Here is a 16605-nt window from a genome sequence, read left to right on the forward strand (position 1 = left end):
CACCCACCCACCAACAAGCCCACCACCAACAAGAGCCACCCCCCACCAACAACGACAACGGCCGGCCCTCCCGAGGGAGAACCGGCCGATCGCCACGCGCGGGAACCTACCGGTCACCCACCGCGCTAATAGGAGTATTCGTCACTTGGCAACCTGCTTGACCGAGTCCGGGTCGCGCTTCACCTTGATCAGCGACGCGACCGTGGTAATCGCCAGCACCCCGACGATCACCGACAGCGACAGCTCGATCCCGATGGTCGGCACCCCCAGCGGCTCGCCCCCGTTGAGGAACGGCAGCGAGTTGGTGTGCAGCGCCTCCAGGATCAGCTTCACGCCGATGAAGCCGAGGATCACCGACAGGCCGATCGACAGGTAGACCAGCTTGTTCAGCAGGCCGCCGAGCAGGAAGTAGAGCTGGCGCAGACCCATCAGCGCGAACGCGTTGGCCGAGAAGACCAGGAACGGCTCCTTGGTCAGGCCGAAGATCGCCGGGATGGAGTCGAGCGCGAACAGCAGGTCGGTCGTGCCGATCGCGACCATGACGATGAACATCGGCGTCACGAACCGCTTGCCGTTGATCTTCACGAACGACTTCGAGTCGTGGTACTTGTCGGCCACCGGGAACACCTTGCGCACGAACCGCAGCGCCGCGTTCTCCTTGTAGTCCTCTTCCTCCTCGTTGTGGTCCGTCCGCGCCAGCTTGTAGCCGGTGTAGATGAGGAACGCGCCGAAGAGGTAGAAGACCCAGCTGAACTGGGCGATGACCGCCGCGCCCACGGCGATGAAGATGCCCCGCATGATCAACGCCATCACGATGCCGACGAGCAGCACCTTGTGCTGGTGGATCGCGGGCACCTTGAAGGTGGTCATGATGATCAGGAAGATGAACAGGTTGTCCACGCTGAGCGAGTACTCGGTGATGTACCCGGCGAAGAACTCGCCCGCGTACGTGCCACCGGAGAAGTACCAGATGCCCAGACCGAACAGGACCGCGACCGCGACGTAGAACGTCACCCACCTACCGGCTTCACCGATGGTGACCTCGTGCGGTTTGCGGTCGACGATGAACAGGTCGATCGCAAGCAGGACGAGCAGACCTGCGATCGTCGCGATCCACAACCACGCGGGAACAGCCATCGAAACACCTCCGGTACATCGCGCGCACGCCAATGACCGGAGGTCTCCTCCGCCGACTGAGAGTCGACCGGCGGCACCGGGTCCCCGACGTCGGGTTCCGTGCTGACGACACCGCCGCTTAGGGAGTACTCCCCTCCACGCTGTGCACAGTCTCACGCATCATTGCGGGTTCGCGCCAGTCTTGGTGATCGGACCCACCCGCCTTGGTGATCGGACGCACCCGCCCGTGGCGGATTTCGCTGAGAACGGCGAACCCCAGTGACGCCCTGTTCTCAGCAAACCCGGCCGCCGCCCCCGCTTCCGCCTAAGGTCATCAAGGTGGCCCTCCCCTCCCGCCTCCGCGGCAGGTGGTCGCTCCCCGCGCTGGTCGTGCTCGTCGCCCTGGTGGGCGCCGTCGTGGTCTGGACGCGGTCGGACGGCGAACCACCCCCGGTGGCCAAGCGCGAACCGCTGATCGACGTGCCGGAAAGCCCCGGCAGCGATCGGACGATCCAGCTCGACACCACGCTCTACCTGCCGGAACGCACCCCCGCGCCGGCCGTGCTGCTCCCGCACGGCTTCGGCGGCAGCAAGGACAGCGTGGCCGGCCAGGCGACCGAGCTCGCCCAGCGCGGGTTCGTCGTGCTGACCTACTCGGCGCGCGGCTTCGGCCGCAGCGGCGGGCAGATCGCGCTGAACTCGCTGGACCACGAGGTGCGCGACGCGCAGAAGCTGCTCGACTGGCTGGCCACCCGCGAGGAGGTGCTCACCGACGCGGCGGGCGACCCGAAGGTCGGCGTGACCGGCGGGTCCTACGGCGGCGCGCTCGCGCTGTCGCTGGCCGGCGTCGACCGCCGGGTGGACACCATCGCCCCGGTGATCACGTTCAACGACCTCGGCCAGGCGCTGCTGCCGAACTCGGCGCGCGCCGACGCGGTCGACACCGCCTCGCCCTCGCCCGGCGCGTTCGGCGAGGACGGCGTGTTCAAGCGGTCCTGGGCGGGCATCTTCTTCTCCGCCGGCCTGTCCGGCGGCGACCTGGCCAGCCCCGGCCAGGAGGCGCAGGAGCCGGGCCAGCGGACCGAGACCGGCGTGCCCGACGCGTCCGCGACCCAGCCGGGCGGCTCCCGGCCGACCGGCCCGACCAACGGCGCGTGCGGCCGGTTCCAGGCCGACGTCTGCGCCGCCTACACCGACGTGGCGACCACCGGCCGCGCGAGCGAGCGGACGCTGGAGCTGCTGCGCCGCTCGTCGCCCGCGACGGTGACCAACCGGATCACCCAGCCGACGATGATCGTGCAGGGCGAGCAGGACACCCTGTTCGGCCTCGACCAGGCCGACGCGAACGCCCGGCAGATCGCCGCCAACGGCGCGAAGGTCAAGGTCGTCTGGTACTCCGGCGGCCACGACGGCGGCTCGCCCGGCCCGGAGCTGCGCGCGCAGATCGCCGACTGGATGTCCTTCCACCTGGAGGGCAAGGGCACCGACCCGGGCGTGAGCTTCGAGTACACGGTGATCGGCGCGTTCCGCAGCAGCGGCACGCCGTCGCTGCGCACGGTCGTCGCGCCGCACTACCCGGGCCTGCCCGGCGCGGACCCGATCGACCGCCGCACGGTCGCGCTGACCGGCCGGGACCAGACCGTGGTCAACCCGGCGGGCGGCAACCCGGCCGCGGTGAGCAACCTGCCGGGCCTGGGCTCGGCGCTGTCCCGGTCCAGCTCGCTGTCCTCGCGGCTGTCGCTGGACCTGCCCGGCCAGGCCGCCGTGTTCAACTCCGAACCGCTCACCTCGCAGGTCCTGATGACCGGCGCGTCCACGGTGAAGCTGCGGGTCTCGGCGGTGCCCGGCCAGCCGGTGCCGGCCGGGGGCGCGGTGCTGTTCGCGAAGCTGTACGACGCGGACTCCAACGGCGTGCGCACCCTGCCCGGCTCGGCGGTCGCGCCGATCCGGGTGCGCGACCTGCCCGCCGACGGCACCCCCGTCGAGGTCACCGTGACGCTGCCCGGCGCGGTGCGCCCGGTGGAGAGCGAGCATCGCTTCCAGCTCGTCGTCTCCACCACCGACCAGGCGTACCAGAACGCGAACGAGCCCGCGGCCTACCGGATCGGCCTGGCCGACCCGAACCTCTCGGTGCCGGTGGTGCCGGGCGTGAACGCGACCAGCGCGGTCCCGACGACGGCGCTGTGGGGCATCGCGATCGTGCTGATCGCCTGCGTCCTGGTCGGCGTGGTGGCGTGGTTCCGCCGCCGGCTGACCGCCGACGTCGACCCGGAGCTGTCCGGCGTGCCGCTGGTGATCTCGGGCCTGACCAAGTCCTACCCCGGCGGCCTGACCGCGGTGAAGGACCTGTCCTTCCGGGTCGAGCACGGCCAGGTGCTCGGTCTGCTCGGCCCCAACGGCGCGGGCAAGACCACCACGCTGCGGATGCTGATGGGCCTGATCCAGCCCAGCGACGGCGAGATCCGGGTGTTCGGCCACCGGATCGTCTCCGGGGCCCCGGTGCTGTCCCGCATCGGGTCGTTCGTGGAGGGCTCGGGCTTCCTGCCGCACCTCTCCGGCCTGGCGAACCTGCACCTGTACTGGGCGGCCACCGGCCGACCGACCGAACAGGCGCACTTCGACGAGGCGCTGGAGATCGCCGGCCTGGGCGACGCGGTGCACCGCCGGGTGCGCACGTACAGCCAGGGCATGCGGCAGCGGCTGGCCATCGCGCAGGCCATGCTCGGCCTGCCGGACCTGCTGGTGCTCGACGAGCCGACCAACGGGCTCGACCCGCCCCAGATCCACCAGATGCGCGAGGTGCTGCGGCGCTACGCGGCGGCCGGGCGCACGGTGCTGGTGTCCTCGCACCTGCTCGCCGAGGTCGAGCAGACGTGCAGCCACGTCGTGGTGATGCACAAGGGCTCCCTGGTCGCGGCCGGTCCGGTCGAGGAGATCGCGACGGGCGGCGGCGAGGCCAGCTTCCGGGTCGACCGGCCCGACGAGGCGGCCGACGTGCTGCGCGGCCTGTCCGGCGTGCACGGCGTGGCCGTGGACGGCGAGCAGGTGCACGCCAGCCTCAACGGCACCCCGCGCGCCGAGGCGTTGCAGGCGCTGGTGGCCGCCGGCGTGGCGGTGGACCAGGCCGGTCCGCGCCGCCGGCTGGAGGACGCGTTCCTGGAACTGGTGGGCGAATGAGCACGACCGGAAAGACCGGCACCGGACCGGAAGGGGGCGGGCGCGTGAAGGGCACCGGCGACAGCGGCGGCGTGCACACCGATCCGTCGGCGATCTCCGACCTGACCGACGCGGCCGAGCAGGAGCACTCGTCGGTCGCGCCGGACGGCTCGAAGGTCGGCTACAAGGCCGGCCGGACGCTGCCCATCCGGGTCGAGCTGATCCGGCAGCTGCGGCGCCGGCGGACCCAGCTCGTGCTGGGCTTCCTGGTGCTGCTGCCGTTCATCCTGGTGGTGTCGTTCGAGCTGGGGCAGTCCTCGCCGAACCGCCGCTCCGGCGGGTTCGTCGACCTGGCCACGGCCAGCGGCGTGAACTTCGTGATCCTGACGCTGTTCGTCAGCGGGAGCTTCCTGCTGCCGATGATCGTGGCGCTGTTCTTCGGCGACACGATCGCCTCCGAGGCGTCCTGGTCGAGCCTGAAGTACCTGCTCGCCGCACCGGTCCCGCGGCACCGGCTACTGCGCCGCAAGGCGCTGGCCTCCGGGCTGCTGTCGGTGTTCGCGCTGGTCCTGCTGCCCGCCGTGGCGCTGGGCGTGGGCGTGGCCTGGTACGGCGCGGGCGAGGCGGTCAGCCCGACCGGCGAGGCGGCGTCGTTCGGGTCCGGGGTCTACGGCATCGCGCTGGCGGTCTGCTACATCTCCATCCACCTGTTCTGGGTGGCGGGGCTGGCGCTGTACCTGTCGGTGTCCACGGACGCGCCGCTGGGCGCGGTGGGTGGCGCGGTGCTGGCGTCGATCCTGTCGCAGATCCTCGACCAGATCACCGCGCTGGAGGACCTGCGGAACTACCTGCCGACGCACTACGCGCTGGCGTGGGCCGACCTGCTGTCGTCCGACGTCGACTGGGCGCAGATGGCCAAGGGCACGTTCTCGGCGTTGGCCTTCGGCGCGTTCTTCAGCCTCCTGGCGGCCCGCAAGTTCGCCCGCAAGGACATCACGAGCTGAGGTGCCGGCTCACCGGGAGTCGTAGTGCTCCCGGTGGGCCACCACCTGCTCGATGTTCGTCTCCGCCCACGGCTTGATCGCCGCCATCACCGGCAGCAGGCTGCGCCCCAGCGACCGCAGGGTCCGCGCCGGCATCTTCTGGCTGACTCCGGTGATGGTCCTGTGCAGCTCGCTGTACCGCCGGGCCCCGTCCGCCAGTGCCACCAGGATCAACCCGACCCACTTGTCACCCACGCCCCCGCCGTTGGTTCGTGCCGCGCGGTGTCGCGGACCTTGGCGGAGCGGTGCGAGCACACGTGCCGGGCGGCGTCGACGGCGTGATCGACGCGGCGGGCCGCTCGTGGCGGTGCTGGGTTCCGCGACGCCCGTGCCGCTGCGGGGTAACCGGGTCGCGAACGTGTGGATCCGCGCGAACGACCGGCAACCCGCGTCCCTCGTGCTGGCGCTGACCGAAGTCACGCGGGCGCATTCCGCAACCTGCGGCAAAGTGGTGCTGCTGCTGGCGGCAGGGTCGGCGTAGCCTCTCGCGCATGCCCCGACCAGTGCACTTCGAGATCCACGCGGCCGATCCGGCGCGGGCGATCGCCTTCTACCAGGCGGTGTTCGGCTGGCGCTTCGAGCAGTGGGGCGACAACCCCTACTGGGTGGTCATCACCGGCGACGAGGGTCCGGGCGTGAACGGCGGCCTGCTCCCCCGACGCGGTCCGGACCCCGATCCGGACGGCCCGGTGAGCGGGTACGTGATGACGACGGGCGTGCCCAACATCGACGAGACCATCGCCGCCATCGAGAAAGCGGGCGGCACGGTGGCCCTGCCGAAGACCAAGACGGAGGGCGTGGGCACGGTCGCGTACTACCGCGACACGGAGGGCAACCTGTTCGGCGTCCTGCAACCCGAACCCGGCATGACCCCCTCCTGAGCCCTCCCCCTCACACCTTCACAGCCGCCGGCCCCCATACCCTTCACAGCCGCCGGCCCCCACATCTTTCGCAGCCGCGCGGACGCTCACACCACGGGCCGCTTCGACTTCGGCAGCTTCGCGACGATGGCGTCGTACGAGCGGTCGAGGAGTTCACGCACGTCGTCCTCCGGCACCCGACCGCCGAGGTCGACCCGGTTCCAGCCGTAGCGGCCGATGTAGGCGCTGACCGTGATGTCGTCGGGGAACCGGTCACGCCACTCGGCCGCGTCCTCGGCGTCCACCCCGGACTTCACGCCCACGGTCTTCGCCGACAGCCCGATGAACGCGAACGCCTTGCCGCCCACCTTGCACACCAGCTCCTCGTCACCCCACGGGTAGCTCTCCTCCGCACCCGGCTTGGCGAGGCAGTGCGCGATCACGTCGTCCAACGTCATGGCCGACACGCTAAGCCACCCCACCGACAAAACCGCCCGACATGATCGCCCCACAGCCGGTTCCCACCACACCACAGGGAGCGGGAACCGGTGCCCGACAGCGCAGCCGCTACTTGACGCCGGCCGCGTCCATACCCCGGAGTTCCTTCTTCAAGTCCTGGATCTCGTCACGCAGCCGGCCGGCCAGCTCGAACTTGAGCTCACGGGCCGCGCTCATCATCTGGTCGGTCAGCTGCTGGACCAGGTCGGCCAGCTCGGACCGCGCCATGGTGCTGGTGTCGCGCTCGGTCAGGACCCCCGAGCTGCGGCCGCTCGCGCCCGGATCGCCGGTCGGCTTCTTGCCCCGGGACGCGTTGCGGCCGGAGCCGCCCGGCTCGATGGCGTCCTCGGCCTCGGCGTAGACCTGCTCCAGGATGTCGGTGATCTTCTTGCGCAGCGGCTGCGGGTCGAGACCGCGTTCCTCGTTGTAGGCGATCTGCTTCGCCCGCCGCCGGTTGGTCTCCTCGATCGCGTGCTGCATCGAGTCGGTGATGCGGTCCGCGTACATGTGGACCTGGCCGGAGACGTTGCGGGCCGCGCGGCCGATGGTCTGGATCAGGCTGGTGCCCGAGCGCAGGAAGCCCTCCTTGTCGGCGTCCAAGATCGAGACCAGCGAGACCTCGGGCAGGTCGAGGCCCTCGCGCAGCAGGTTGATGCCGATCAGCACGTCGAAGTCGCCCAGCCGCAGCTGGCGCAGCAGCTCCACCCGGCGCAGGGTGTCGACCTCGGAGTGCAGGTAGCGGACCCGGATGCCCAGTTCGAGCAGGTAGTCGGTGAGGTCCTCGGACATCTTCTTGGTCAGCGTGGTGACCAGGACGCGCTCGTCGCGCTCGGCCCGCGCCCGGATCTCGTGCACCAGGTCGTCGATCTGGCCCTCGGTCGGCTTGACGATCACCTCGGGGTCGATCAGGCCGGTCGGCCGGATCACCTGCTCCACGAACTCGCCGCCCGCCTGGCCGATCTCGTACGGGCCGGGCGTCGCCGACAGGTAGACCGTCTGGCCGATCCGGTCGGCGAACTCCTCCCAGGTCAGCGGCCGGTTGTCCAGCGCGCTGGGCAGGCGGAAACCGTGCTCCACGAGGTTGCGCTTGCGGGACGCGTCGCCCTCGTACATGCCGCCGATCTGCGGCACCGTCACGTGCGACTCGTCGATGACCAGCAGGAAGTCGTCCGGGAAGTAGTCGATCAGGGTGGCCGGGGCGGTGCCCGCGCCGCGGTCGTCGATGTGTCGCGAGTAGTTCTCGATGCCCGAGCAGAACCCGACCTGGCGCATCATCTCGATGTCGTAGGCCGTCCGCATCCGCAGCCGCTGCGCCTCCAGCAGCTTGCCCTGGCGCTCCATCTTGGCCAGCTGGTCGGCCAGCTCCGCCTCGATGTTGCCGATGGCCCGCTCCATGCGCTCCGGGCCGGCGACGTAGTGCGTCGCCGGGAAGATCCGCAGCTCGTCGACCTCCCTGATCACGTCGCCGGTGAGCGGGTGCAGGTAGTAGAGCTTGTCGATCTCGTCGCCGAAGAACTCGACGCGCAGCGCCAGCTCCTCGTAGGCCGGGATGATCTCGACCGTGTCGCCCCGGACGCGGAACGTGCCGCGGTTGAACGCCACGTCGTTGCGCGCGTACTGGATGTCGACCAGCGCCCGCAGCAGCAGGTCGCGCTCGACCTCGCCACCGACCTCCAGGTGGATCGACCGGTCGAGGTAGGACTGCGGCGTGCCCAGGCCGTAGATGCACGACACGGACGCCACCACGATCACGTCCCGCCTGGTCAGCAGGCTCATCGTGGCCGAGTGGCGCAGCCGCTCGACGTCCTCGTTGATCGAGGAGTCCTTCTCGATGTAGGTGTCGGTCTGCGGGATGTACGCCTCGGGCTGGTAGTAGTCGTAGTAGCTGACGAAGTACTCCACCGCGTTCTCGGGGAAGAACTCCTTCAGCTCGTTGGCCAGCTGCGCCGCGAGGGTCTTGTTCGGGGCCATCACCAGGGTGGGCCGTTGCAGCTTCTCCACCAGCCACGCCGTGGTGGCGGACTTGCCGGTGCCGGTCGCGCCGAGCAGGACGATGTCCTTCTCGCCGGCCCGGACCCGCCGTTCGAGATCCGCGATCGCCGCCGGCTGGTCACCCGCGGGCTGGTAGTCGCTGACCACGCGGAACTGACCGTCGGTGCGCGGGATGTCGCCGACGGGCCGATGCGCCGAGTGCGCCTTGACCGGGATCTCGGTAGGAAAAGCCACGGGTACGACGGTACGCCTCGGGTCCGACAATCTGCGATCGCCCCAGGTCAGCGCCTCACAAGCGACTCAGTTGCAGTTGCAGCAGTCACAGCACGAGCAGTCGCAGCACCCGTCGCCGCCACCGCCGCCACGCCCGTGGTTCGACCCGCCGCAGTCGCAACCACCGGACCCGCAGTCACAACCACCCGACCGCCACTTGCCGCTGAACGGCCCGGGGTACGGATCACGACAGCAGTACTGGCAGGTCCCGCACTGGTAGAGGACCGCCAGGCAGCCCACCAGCAGCCCCCGCCCCTTCGGCGGGTGGACCAGCTCCGGCCAGAACCACAACCCGCCGCCAGGACCGGGCTGCTTGCCCCGCCGGTCCCACTTCGTCGGCGGTGGCGGCGGCTCGTCCCCACCACCGCCGTACGCGCCGGCGGGCGGGACCGGACCGGGTGGCGGCACGCTGCCGTAAGCGCCACCCATCGGCGAGTAGGTGCCCGGCTGCCACTGACCCGGAGGCGTGTCCTCGGGCCGCCGGTGCGCGTGCGGCTCGCCGAACGCCCGCCGGATCGACTCCTGCACCTCGTGCACCAACAACGCGTGCACGAGCCGCCCGTCCACGAAGTCCACTTCGCCCAACGCGAGCTTGATGCCCAACGCCGCGTCGTCGCACAACCGCCGCGCCTCGTCCAACGACGTGCCGGTGGCCTCCAGCGGGTTCCACGCGCCCGACTCGCGGTCCTCCGCCAAGTCCTCGACCGCGTCGATCAGGTGCGCCAAACGCCCGAACAACCGTCCCACCTCACGCAGCGGCACGGCGTTCTCGGGCCGACCGGCCAGGACCGCCGTCTGCGCCACGGCCTCGCCGCTGGCGGTCTCCGTCGGCTCGGTCACCAGCAACACCGAGCTGCCGAGCCCGGCGGCCTCCTCGACCGACGTCTGCCGCCGCACCGCGTCGACCAGCACGGCGGTGTCGAAACCCAGGTCGGCCCCAGTCGCCGCAGCCTGCCGGGCCCACCGCCGCGCGACCTGGCGGCCCATCCCGCGCACGGGCGCACGGGAGAACGCGCCGTCACGGTCGTCCACGTGGTCGCCGACCTTCGCCGACGCCAGCACCAGCGACACCGTCGCGGCCAACCGCGCACCGGCACCCACGGCAACGTCTGCGGGCTTCATGCCGCGCAACGCGCACGGTCCCGCAGTACGCCGGGAACGGGCCGTCTGGGCCTCCACGAGGGCGGAGATGACCAGCCCGTCGTAGTTCGTGACCACGCGGGCGAGGTGCCCGTGGTCGTCACGCAGCGCCAGGCACAGTCCACAGAGGTGTGCCAGCCACGATTCGCGCAGGTCCGCGCCCAGGCGGTTGCGGCACGGCCGGATGATCCCGAACATGGCGGAAGAGTAAGGGATCATCATACTTTCGGGTGACAGATTCGGGTGTTCGGCGGCCCGCCGTGCCTAAAGTGCGCGACGTGACGCTGAGCGCGGCAGGGACCTCACAAATGCACATCCACCCGCCGAAGATCGAGTACTTCGACCTCGACGCCAAGAGCAACACGGACCCCAAGGGGTACCTGCGCGGCGTCGACGAGTACAGGCTGACCCAGCACGGGCTCTACATGTTCCGCCCCGTGCCCGGTCACCCGCAGCTCTCCCACTTCGAGTCGTGGCTGCTCCCGTCACACGGACTACGGGTCACACGCCAGTCCTGGCACCCCGGGCACGAGCGCGACTACGACCTGTACGTCGACATCGTGGAGATCACCTCCAGCGGGTCCGTGTGGAAGACGGTCGACCTGTACCTCGACCTGATCGTGCGCACAGGCCGCAGCGTGACCGTGTTGGACACAGACGAGCTGTTGGCCGCGATGGCCAAGAACCTGATCCAGCCACACCGCGCGCAGTGGGCGTTGGAAACGGCCTACGGCGCCGTGGCCGGCATCGCCGCACACGGCCACGACGTCGTGCGGTGGCTCGCGTCCCAGGGCGTCGTCACGACGTGGCGTCACCGGTAGTACAGACGGTAAGACTCGCTGGTCAACCGCCATCCGAGCTCGTTCACCGGAAAGAGACCAATACACCCACAGACCGTGATGTAACGAATCGACCCGCAGTGTTACCGGCCGCACACTTACGGCTACCCTCGGGTCGCGTGGGAGCGGTCATCACACCTCAGCTGGTCGACGTTGTCGACACCGTCAGCGCAGTTCGGAGCTACTCGTCGGGCATGTCCCGACATCTCACGACGTGCCGCGTGGAGAGCTGGGGTCTGCGGTTGGAGTGCCCCACGCCGGAGGACCCGTTCTCCGATTCGGAGGTCACCTGGTTGATGCCGGACCTCGGTCTGCGCCTCACCCACAACCGACCCCGTTCCCGTCACGCGCGCAGCGGCCCGAGCGTCCTCACGGCTGTGCGCGTGCTGCGCGACGGACGCTCGTGGCGCACGACGGACCTCCTCCTCGGCCTGGCCGTGCCCGGCGGCACCACCGCCAGGATCGTCCGCTCGGAGGAGTTCGCCGCGGCCGTGGCCGGACGCGTGCTCAACCCGGACGACGCCGACCAGGCCCTGCGCACCGTGCACCGCACGCTGGAGGAGGTCAGCCTGCACCGCCACGACCTGGGCGTGTGGCTGACCCACCGGGGCATCTACGACGTCTGGCCGTCGCTGTAGAAGGCGTCCATCCGGGCCGTGGCCGCTTTCATCCACGGCTCCTTGGCATCCCCGTACGCGATCCCGTCGGTGTGCCGGCTCGCCAGCTCCAGCTTGAGGTCCTCGTACTCCTGCCGCGCGGCGGCGTCCGCCCGAAGCCAGTCCCGGAACCGCAACGCCCAGTTCCACCCAGGCCCGCCCTCGACCCGAACGTGCAGGTGAACCCGCCGGTCGGGATCACAACCCGCGTGCACCCGCTTGTGCCACTCGGCGGGCTCGCCGTACCGAGGCGTGTCCTCCAGCGGCCCCACGGCCGGGAACCCGGCATCGGCCAGCGCCGAAGCCAACGAATCGGCCTCCTCCAGTGACGTCACGGCCAACTGGAAGTCCAACACGTCCTTCGCCGCCAACCCGGGCACCGACGTCGACCCGATGTGCTCGACCCGCCGGTGACCGGCGGCGAGTGAGATCCGAGCGCCGACCCGTGCGGCCTGCTCGGGCCACGTCGGGTCGTAGGGCAGCACGTTGAGCGGCCCGGTCGCGAAACGGCGCAAACGGACGTTCGCCTCGTAAGGGACCAGCCGATCGGCCCACAGCGCGTCAACCACGGAAAGCACCCGATCGGGCGTACCCGAGTTGTCCAGCCACACGTCGGCAACAGCCCGGCGCTGCGCGTCGGAAGCCTGCTTGGCCATCCGGTTGCGGGCATCCTGCTCCGACAACCCCCGCCCGACCAGCCGCTCCACCCGGACCTCGGACGCCGCGTCCACGATCAGGACCAGGTGGTACATCGGCGCGAGGCCGTTCTCGACCAACAACGGCACGTCGTGCACCACCACCGCGTCGGACGGCGCGGCCGAGATCAACTCGGCGGTACGAGCCCCGATCCGGGGGTGCGTGATCCCGTTGAGCGTCACCCGAGCCGAGTCGTCGCTGAACACCCGAGCGGCCAACGCGGCCCGATCGAGCGCCCCGGACGCATCCACGACCCCGTCGCCGAACGCCGCCACGATCTCCGCCAACCCCGGCGTCCCGGGCGCAACCACCTCCCGGGCCAACAGGTCGGCGTCGATCACCACCGCCCCGTGCTCGGCCAACCGCCCGGCCACCGTCGACTTACCAGACCCGATGCCCCCGGAGAGGCCCACGCGCAACATGCCCACAGTCTGCCCGCCCACCACGCACAACCGCACACGCATAAACCCCAACACACACGCAGACCCCCCGCTTTTCGTTCATCCTTGGCGGCCTGCCCGTCCGGCGAGGACTCTTTGGTTTTCCCTTCACAACGCAGGCGCTTCCACCTCACAGCGCCCCACCGCCACACACAGGACGACCCAAACTTGCAGGTCACAGCCCTAGCCGCGCCAGCAGGCGCGGCCGCCGGCCCCCGACACCATTATCCCACGAGGCACCGACAATCCCCGTCGCAGCTTCGCGTGGTCAAAGCAGGAAAACACCCAGGGAGGCCGCGCCCACAACGTCCCGAAACACCCAAACTCATCGTTACGACTCACCGCCAAACCCTCGACGACGTTATGCAGCAACGGCCGTCGACATACGGCACCTAAGCAACGAACAGGAGCCGGAAGGCGACCAGCGGTCAGGCTTCTTCGAGAGGGGTCATCGACTGGACCGCCAACGCGGTCAGCAATGCGGTCATCTGGTCGTCCGGCACGAATCCGGCTTTGGCCCGGGACACGAACGTCGTCTTTCCCAGCGACCCGATCACCAGGCGTTCCGACGGCGTGCTGACCATCGACGCCTTCCGCTTGCCCACCTCGACCTCCGCCACCGACGCGCCCTCGGCCCGTTCGGCGTCGAGGCTGTCCGCGACCCGGCCCTGCGCGGCGGCGTCGTCCGAGTAGGTCGCCAGGCCGATGATCAACGGCGCGGCCGACAGCGGCTGCTTCTCGTCCAGGTCGTAGTAGCAGTCGATCTTGGCGGTGCGGCCCAGCGAGGGTTCCGCGATGCCGACGATCGTCCGCACCTCCCCCTTCGACTCCCGTCCGACCTTGGAGTTGACCACCTCCACCGGGACGATCAGCTCGCAGTCGTCGGGCAGCTCGCGGTCCACCATCGCGGGCGTCCGCACGACCGTCGTGGGCGCGAGGATCGTCGGGATCTGGACCGGCGGCGCGACCGCCTGGGGCTTCGCCGTGCACCCCGCCCCCACCACCGCGACCGCCACAGCCGCGACAACCCCTCGCACCACACCCGCCGACGCCCTCGCCGCCGTACCGACCGAGGCACCCGCCCTCGCCGAGGCACCCGGAGACGCGCCGGCCAGCCCGACCTCAGCCGCAGCCGAAGCCGTTGTCCCCCGCCGAATTCGAGCAGCCATAGGGGTCACAACTTAGCGCACGACAACGGCCCCGCACCTGGAACCGGTGCGGGGCCGTCGTAGCGTTCCGTCGTTCTCGGCCATTCCTGACCGTCGTGCTCAGCCTTCGTTCTCAGCCGTCGTGCTCGGCTGTCGATCTCGACCGTCGTGCTCGGCCGATCACCCGACCCGCGAGCGGGTCACGCGATCACGCGATCACGCGCCGCCCGACAGCTTCTCGCGAAGCGCGGCGAGCTGCTCGTCGCTCGCCAGGGTGCCGCCGGCCTGGGCCGGGGCGCCGGTGGTGCTGCTGGCGGCCGCGACCGGGGCGTCGCCGCCGGAGGAGTAGTTGGTCTCCCCCGCCGCCTCTTCCTCGGCCGCCGCGGCCTTCGCGACCTGCTTCATGTGGGCCTCGTAGCGCGTGTGGGCCTCGGCGTACTGCCGCTCCCACTCCTCGCGCTGCTTGTCGAAGCCTTCCTGCCACTCCTGGGTCTCCGGGTCGAAGCCCTCGGGGTAGATGTAGTTCCCCTGGTCGTCGTACTCGGCGGCCATGCCGTACTGGGTCGGGTCGAACTCGGAGTCGACCGTGAAGCCCTCGTTGGCCTGCTTGAGCGACAGCGAGATCCGCCGGCGGTCGAGGTCGATGTCGATGACCTTGACCATGACGTCGTCGCCGACCTGGACGACCTGCTCCGGGATCTCCACGTGGCGCTCGGCCAGCTCGGAGATGTGGACCAGGCCCTCGATGCCCTCGTCCACGCGGACGAACGCACCGAACGGAACCAGCTTGGTGACCTTGCCCGGCACGATCTGACCGATCGCGTGGGTCCGGGCGAACTGGCGCCACGGGTCTTCCTGCGTCGCCTTCAGGGACAGCGAGACGCGCTCGCGCTCCATGTCGACGTCGAGGACCTCGACCGTGACCTCCTGGCCGACCTCGACGACCTCGGACGGGTGGTCGATGTGCTTCCAGGACAGCTCCGAGACGTGCACCAGGCCGTCCACGCCACCCAGGTCCACGAAGGCACCGAAGTTGACGATGGAGGACACGACGCCCTTGCGGACCTGGCCCTTCTGGAGCTGGTTGAGGAACTCGCTGCGCACCTCGGACTGGGTCTGCTCCAGCCAGGCGCGACGGGACAGGACCACGTTGTTGCGGTTCTTGTCCAGCTCGATGATCTTGGCTTCGAGCTCGCGGCCGACGTACGGCTGGAGGTCGCGCACGCGGCGCATCTCGACCAAGGAGGCGGGGAGGAAGCCGCGGAGACCGATGTCCAGGATGAGGCCGCCCTTGACGACCTCGATGACCGTGCCCTTGACCGGCTCGTCCTTCTCCTTGAGGGCCTCGATGGTGCCCCAGGCGCGCTCGTACTGAGCCCGCTTCTTGGAGAGGATCAGCCGCCCTTCCTTGTCCTCCTTCTGGAGAACCAGGGCTTCGACCTCGTCACCGACCTTCACAACCTCGTTGGGGTCGACGTCATGCTTGATCGACAACTCGCGCGAGGGGATGACGCCCTCGGTCTTGTAGCCGATGTCGAGCAGGACCTCGTCCCGGTCGACCTTGACGATGGTGCCCTCGACGATATCGCCATCGTTGAAGTACTTGATGGTCTTGTCGATGGCGGCGAGGAAGTCCTCCTCCGTCCCGATATCGTTGATAGCGACCTGCTTCGGCGCGGAAACAGCCGGGACAGTGGTGGTGTCGGTGGACATTAGGTAGGTGGCTCCGGTACGGATTGGGGTCGTCTGGCCTGTGGGTACAACACTGCGCGGGAGGCAAGGCTTCCCCCGACGACCAGTCCCGTGACGTGCATACCGATCATGGGCAGCGCGAACCCACTACGCGGGCGGTATCGTACGCGTCCCGACGAGCTGCGGGCAAACCGCACCCCCCGCACGTAACCCTGAAGGAGCAGCGTGTCCGACCAGCACGCGAGCGCCGAACTGGCGCTCGGCACGACCGGCATCGCGCTGCGGACCGCCGACGCGGCCGAATCGAGGGTCGCGAACCGGATCTGGTGGGACGCCGACGCCGACGACTACCACGCCGAACACGGCGCCTTCCTGGGCGCGGCCGACTTCGTCTGGTGCCCGGAGGGCGTCCGCGAAGAAGAGGTCGGGTTCCTCGGCGACGTGACCGGCCGACGGGTGCTGGAGGTGGGCTGCGGGTCGGCCCCGTGCGCCCGGTGGCTGGCCGCCCGGGGCGCGCACCCGGTCGCGTTCGACATCTCCGCCGGCATGCTGCGGCACGCCGTGGCGGGCAACGCGGCGACCGGCCTGTCCGTGCCCCTCGTGCAGGCCAGCGCCGACCAGCTCCCGTTCGCCGACGCGAGCTTCGACGCCGCGTGCTCGGCGTTCGGGGCGGTGCCGTTCGTCGCCGACGTGGGCGACGTGTTCCGCGAGGTGGCCCGCGTATTGCGGCCCGGAGCGCCGTGGGTGTTCTCCGTGACTCACCCGATCCGGTGGATCTTCCCGGACGATCCCGGGCCGAACGGCCTGACCGTCACGCAGTCGTACTTCGACCGCACGCCCTATGTAGAGGTCGACGAGAGCGGCCGCGCGACCTACGTGGAGCACCACCGGACGCTGGGCGACTACGTCCGCGCGCTGGTCGGCGCGGGGTTGGAGCTGGTGGACCTGGTGGAGCCGGAGTGGCCCGACGGGCACGCCCGGCCGTGGGGGCAGTGGAGCCCGCTGCGGGGCCGGCTATTCCCCGGCACCGCGATTCTGCGGACGCGCAAGCCGTAA

The 16605-nt window shown here is 70.1% G+C and carries 15 protein-coding genes; 7 read left to right on the plus strand and 8 right to left on the minus strand.

Annotation, left to right across the window (positions count from 1 at the left end; genetic code table 11):
* Positions 1-141: 141 nt before the first annotated feature.
* Positions 142-1137, minus strand: a complete 996-nt coding sequence (locus BN6_RS32180; RefSeq protein WP_015104025.1) for a TerC family protein — start codon at positions 1135-1137, stop codon at positions 142-144.
* A gap of 318 nt (positions 1138-1455) precedes the next feature.
* Between BN6_RS32180 and BN6_RS32185 the strand changes: the two genes are divergently transcribed.
* The gene (locus BN6_RS32185) at positions 1456-4293 is read left to right on the plus strand and encodes an alpha/beta fold hydrolase (RefSeq protein ID WP_015104026.1); all 2838 of its coding nucleotides are present in this window, start codon (positions 1456-1458) and stop codon (positions 4291-4293) included.
* On the plus strand, positions 4290-5276 hold the full coding sequence (locus BN6_RS32190) for an ABC transporter permease (RefSeq protein WP_084672819.1): 987 nt from the start codon (positions 4290-4292) through the stop codon (positions 5274-5276). Before BN6_RS32185 ends, BN6_RS32190 begins: the two co-directional genes overlap by 4 nt.
* 9 nt (positions 5277-5285) lie before the next feature.
* Here BN6_RS32190 and BN6_RS32195 read toward each other — a convergent pair whose 3' ends face one another.
* The gene (locus BN6_RS32195; protein WP_051075821.1) at positions 5286-5510 is read right to left on the minus strand and encodes a winged helix-turn-helix transcriptional regulator; all 225 of its coding nucleotides are present in this window, start codon (positions 5508-5510) and stop codon (positions 5286-5288) included.
* A 106-nt stretch (positions 5511-5616) separates the two neighbouring features.
* On the opposite strand from BN6_RS32195, the gene BN6_RS32200 reads away from it, so the two are divergent.
* Both BN6_RS32200 and BN6_RS32205 read left to right on the plus strand, forming a co-directional pair.
* Positions 5617-5796, plus strand: coding sequence for a hypothetical protein (locus tag BN6_RS32200; RefSeq protein WP_041314809.1), 180 nt, complete (start codon positions 5617-5619; stop codon positions 5794-5796).
* Positions 5797-5806: 10 nt separating this feature from the next.
* Complete coding sequence (locus BN6_RS32205; protein ID WP_015104029.1) at positions 5807-6196, plus strand: VOC family protein; 390 nt, start codon at positions 5807-5809, stop codon at positions 6194-6196.
* Positions 6197-6282: 86 nt separating this feature from the next.
* Here the strand turns inward: BN6_RS32205 and BN6_RS32210 are convergent, their stop codons facing one another.
* From BN6_RS32210 to BN6_RS32220, 3 genes are all read right to left on the minus strand, one after another.
* Positions 6283-6633, minus strand: coding sequence for an MmcQ/YjbR family DNA-binding protein (locus BN6_RS32210; RefSeq protein ID WP_041314812.1), 351 nt, complete (start codon positions 6631-6633; stop codon positions 6283-6285).
* Positions 6634-6742: 109 nt separating this feature from the next.
* Entirely contained in the window at positions 6743-8899 is a 2157-nt protein-coding gene (uvrB, locus tag BN6_RS32215) for an excinuclease ABC subunit UvrB (protein WP_041314815.1), read from the minus strand.
* Positions 8900-8965: 66 nt separating this feature from the next.
* Entirely contained in the window at positions 8966-10276 is a 1311-nt protein-coding gene (locus BN6_RS32220) for a DUF5685 family protein (RefSeq protein WP_041314818.1), read from the minus strand.
* 110 nt (positions 10277-10386) lie between these two features.
* On the opposite strand from BN6_RS32220, the gene BN6_RS32225 reads away from it, so the two are divergent.
* On the plus strand, positions 10387-10899 hold the full coding sequence (locus tag BN6_RS32225; protein ID WP_015104033.1) for a DUF402 domain-containing protein: 513 nt from the start codon (positions 10387-10389) through the stop codon (positions 10897-10899).
* A gap of 212 nt (positions 10900-11111) precedes the next feature.
* The gene (locus tag BN6_RS32230; RefSeq protein WP_231904809.1) at positions 11112-11555 is read left to right on the plus strand and encodes a DUF402 domain-containing protein; all 444 of its coding nucleotides are present in this window, start codon (positions 11112-11114) and stop codon (positions 11553-11555) included.
* Here BN6_RS32230 and coaE read toward each other — a convergent pair.
* The 3 genes from coaE to rpsA all read right to left on the minus strand — a co-directional run bounded on the left by coaE (position 11531) and on the right by rpsA (position 15570).
* Complete coding sequence (gene coaE, locus BN6_RS32235; protein ID WP_041318844.1) at positions 11531-12691, minus strand: dephospho-CoA kinase; 1161 nt, start codon at positions 12689-12691, stop codon at positions 11531-11533. The two genes, BN6_RS32230 and coaE, sit on opposite strands and share 25 nt — an antisense overlap.
* A gap of 446 nt (positions 12692-13137) precedes the next feature.
* Positions 13138-13725 (minus strand): hypothetical protein, encoded by a 588-nt coding sequence (locus BN6_RS32240; protein WP_231904810.1) that lies wholly within the window; start codon positions 13723-13725, stop codon positions 13138-13140.
* Between the two features lie 348 nt (positions 13726-14073).
* Positions 14074-15570 carry a 30S ribosomal protein S1 gene (rpsA, locus tag BN6_RS32245; protein WP_015104037.1) on the minus strand — a complete coding sequence of 499 codons (1497 nt, stop codon included), beginning with the start codon at positions 15568-15570 and terminating at the stop codon, positions 14074-14076.
* Between the two features lie 204 nt (positions 15571-15774).
* On the opposite strand from rpsA, the gene BN6_RS32250 reads away from it, so the two are divergent.
* Complete coding sequence (locus BN6_RS32250; RefSeq protein ID WP_015104038.1) at positions 15775-16605, plus strand: class I SAM-dependent methyltransferase; 831 nt, start codon at positions 15775-15777, stop codon at positions 16603-16605.

This window comes from Saccharothrix espanaensis DSM 44229, from assembly GCF_000328705.1.
GTDB classification, from domain to species: domain Bacteria; phylum Actinomycetota; class Actinomycetes; order Mycobacteriales; family Pseudonocardiaceae; genus Actinosynnema; species Actinosynnema espanaense.